Source organism: Psychrobacter sp. (assembly GCF_036731945.1).
Taxonomy (GTDB): Bacteria; Pseudomonadota; Gammaproteobacteria; order Pseudomonadales; family Moraxellaceae; genus Psychrobacter.
Window position 1 is genome coordinate 1 of record NZ_DAINDI010000122.1, and the last position, 3,572, is coordinate 3,572.

General features: G+C 38.8%; 5 protein-coding genes. All 5 read left to right on the plus strand.

Features of this window, described 5'->3' with window-relative positions:
- The first annotated feature begins 318 nt into the window (after positions 1–318).
- The 5 genes from V7D75_RS14440 (at position 319) to V7D75_RS14460 (ending at position 3,381) form a co-directional block, all read left to right on the plus strand.
- Positions 319–672, plus strand: coding sequence for a hypothetical protein (locus V7D75_RS14440; protein WP_333615125.1), 354 nt, complete (start codon positions 319–321; stop codon positions 670–672).
- A complete protein-coding gene (locus tag V7D75_RS14445; protein WP_333615126.1) occupies positions 672–971 on the plus strand; it encodes a hypothetical protein in 300 nt (99 codons plus the stop codon). Before V7D75_RS14440 ends, V7D75_RS14445 begins: the two co-directional genes overlap by 1 nt.
- Positions 964–1,212 carry a hypothetical protein gene (locus V7D75_RS14450; protein WP_333615127.1) on the plus strand — a complete coding sequence of 83 codons (249 nt, stop codon included), beginning with the start codon at positions 964–966 and terminating at the stop codon, positions 1,210–1,212. The genes V7D75_RS14445 and V7D75_RS14450 overlap by 8 nt, the downstream gene beginning before the upstream one ends.
- Positions 1,213–1,373: 161 nt before the next feature.
- The gene (locus V7D75_RS14455) at positions 1,374–2,570 is read left to right on the plus strand and encodes a protein rep (protein ID WP_333615128.1); all 1,197 of its coding nucleotides are present in this window, start codon (positions 1,374–1,376) and stop codon (positions 2,568–2,570) included.
- Positions 2,563–3,381, plus strand: coding sequence for a tyrosine-type recombinase/integrase (locus V7D75_RS14460; protein ID WP_333615129.1), 819 nt, complete (start codon positions 2,563–2,565; stop codon positions 3,379–3,381). The genes V7D75_RS14455 and V7D75_RS14460 overlap by 8 nt, the downstream gene beginning before the upstream one ends.
- The last annotated feature ends 191 nt before the right edge of the window (positions 3,382–3,572 follow it).

Sequence of the window (3,572 nt, forward strand, 5' to 3'; positions counted from 1 at the left end):
CTGTCACCTTGCAAGGGGAAACCCCTTAACCCCTAAAAATCCTTTTCTGCAACTTCTCCAAAGGCTCATGCTGAAGTGCTGACAAGCTATCAGCAATAGCCCCTTTGCCCTCCAGTTAACAGTCTTTTGATAAATGACGATAGAGACCCCTCAATTATTAGCCGTTAGCGCGCACAGCGTCTTTTTGCTGTGGGCAAGCGTTAGGCATTCCGCGATTTTGAAACTGTCAATAAACCCCTTGCAAACTATAGTTTAAAGAGATAATATTGTCTGGTTCACGAAATAAACTACAAACACAAACTAATTAAAGGTCTAAATATGAAACTACCTAAAAAACATTATGATGGTGAACCAATCCAATTTGATGAACGTCCAGAGCATGAGCAGCGTTTGATGATGCTCATTGGCGGTATTAATGGAAACTACAAATCTGATTACATGGGTATGGAACGCGCAATGAGCGTTCGCCTTAATTTTGCTAATTACCCTAGAGTTAAAGCTTTAGCTGATTTATCAGGTAACAGCATGAACCTTGTTATTAATGACCTTATAGAAGTTGCCTATGGCGTCATCATGGAAAATGCCACAGAAGAAAGTTCTGATACTTTGTTCAAAACTGAATGTCTAATCCGTGAAGAATGGTCTAATGAACGTAGCAAGGAGAGCAAGTAATGTTACAAATGACTGGCCAAGTAGTGAACACGTTCACTCAAGACGGTGGGGAAGATAAAGACGGCAAAAAGTATGATGCACGTCACAAAGTACAGTTATTGGGTGAGTTCGACTTACCCAATGGCGACGTTAAGCATGATTTAGTTGATTTAAAAGTGGACGATCTAAGAGATTGGACACCGCACAAAGGCAAAACCATTACCGTTGATATTGGTGTCTATGCTCCAAGCAAAGGCACAGTTATTTATTTTATCAAGAAAGGCTCAAAGCCTAAGGTTGAGGGCATGATTCATGACTGATTTCATACCTTATGGTGAGATACATGAAGTACAAATTACTGAGAAGGATTTATATGCTGTCGATGAGCTACTCATCGACACTATTTATGAACATCAGCATGCAATAGCTGATTTGAGAAAAAAGCTCACCATGCCTTCTGAATATCCAGAACAGACACACCTACTCGTAGCTATTCAGGTTCGAGAAGGTAAGATTGAAATTCTCAAGAATATACTAGAACAGCTTGGTATAGAGCCTTAGCCGCGCCCAAGCTCGAACCCGTATGAGAAGGAGGAGGAGTTCCGACGATCGACGACGAATACGGTAAGAGCACAGGCGCGAATAGCCGCTGATTTTGGCGGTTTTTCTTTCACTTGATACTATGGAATTAAAGTGTACCCACTTTTAATAAGGATTGCGGAATGAAAGACAATAAAAAACCCCGTAATGATGAGCTTTTAGCGGAGCAAGCATCAGAACAGGGTCTCGATATAACAGTGGATAGCAATGCTAAACACAGGGCTAGAATAACACGATTTGGGCATTTGCGCCAGCAATCTAAAGAGATGTCAAACTGGTTATATGTTCAAAATGATGAATGCGTAGCATTGGACACCCCTATGGGTCATGTTATGTCTATTCGTTTTAGTCACTATGCTGATAAGTTGGCTAGTTGTGCTAATTTTCTTTTATTTAGGCATTACTACACCTTAGATAAATATAAGTTAGCAGGTCTTAGGACTTGCAAAAAGCATATGCTTTGTCCGTTTTGTTCTGCCATTAGAGCTAGTAAACAAGCTACTGCTTACCATGAAAAAATGCTTGTCATTTTGAAGGAAAATCCTAATCTTAAACCAGTCTTTATGACGTTGACTGTTAAAAATGGTGATGATCTTAAAGAACGATTTAATCATTTAAAAAACTCTTTTAAGACCTTGCAAACTGCTCGCCGTAAATGGTTAAAACGTGGTAATGGTCATAATGAATTATGTAAAGCTCACGGTATTGTATTTGCTTATGAAATAACTAATAAGGGTAAAGGTTGGCACCCTCATTTGCATATGGTCATGCTAGTTGATGATTGGATAGACGTAGATAAATTGTCTGATGAATGGAAAGCTATTACTGGTGATAGCCATGTCGTTGACGTTAGGCGTGTCAGGCCTACTAAAATTGATGTTGATACAGCCCAAGGCAAGGAGCAAAAAGAAGATTACAGCGATGGTTTTATGGAAGTATTTAAATACGCCATGAAATTTACAGAGTTAACTCATTATCAAATATGGATAGCTCATGAAACGCTTTCCCCTACAGGTCGATTAACACGCTTACAAGGCTCTATAGGGCTATTTAGGGGTGTGCAAGTACCTGACGCTATGACAGATGATTTAATCACCGATAATGCCCCTTTTATGCTCATTCTGTATAAGTTTATGAAGGGTGCGGGATATTCCGTGCAATTTATGCAAGATATGCCACTCGGTGAAGTCTCTACTGAAAATCTTGGTGCTGCTCTCACTGAATATAATTCCAGTGGTGAAGTTTTACCTTCCTATATTATTGTTACTGACCCTGATACTGGAGAGACAAGCAAGGTACTGGAGGCAGATCATGTTTAATAAACTATCTCAAGTTATAGCTTACTATCAGGAATATCATTTAACTAAACACAAATACCAGTATAGAGCGGATAGCTTAGGCTATTTTGATACTTATAATCTTTCCGATTTAATGAAAAGACACGTTAAAGAATATGCCAATATTAGGCGTGTTGATGTCTCCAATGCGACCATTAACCGTGAATTGTCATTTGCTCGTGCTGCAATTAATTGCGTGAATGAAGATTATGAGTTAAAGATTAATAATCCATTTGAGAAAATTAAGTTTGTTGAAGCTGATTACATACCTAATTACTTAAATAGGTCTGAATATGACCGTTTATTGCTTGCTGCCTTAGATACTGATAACCACACTCTATATGATTTTATCGTTTTATTAACAATGACAGGCTGCCGTCCTATCGAGATTCTAACCCTCCAATGGTCTAATGTTCACATTGATAAAAATCAGTTTATTGTCCGAAATGCTTATAGTAAATCAAAGAGAACAATGTATAAGTACCTTAATAATACTGCTCGCGATATTTTATTGAAACGTCGTGAGTATGGTGGCTCTCATGTCTTTACTAATCCTGCTACTGGTAAGCGTTATACAACGTTTACTAAAACCTTTGCTAGATGTAAAAAGAGAGCTGGCTTAAATTGTACTATGTATGATTTACGGCATACTTATGCGTCTTGGCTTGTTCAAAAGGGTGTGAGTATTTATACCGTTAAGGACTTGCTAGGACATGGCGATATTGAAAGTACAATGCGTTATGCTCACCTTGATTATGAACAATATGTTTCTGCTGTAGATTTAATCGACTAACCTCTAAGGCATACTTTGTAGTTTTTTCTGACTGCGTTGGATACTACTTAGTGTGCCGCCTTCTTATAAAGCACGCTTAGACGTTTCTCCCTTCGGGTAGAAACTGCGTATTAAGCAAGGACAGACAGAGACCCCTCTGTCACCTTGCAAGGGGAAACCCCTTAACCCCTAAAAATCCTTTTCTGCAACTT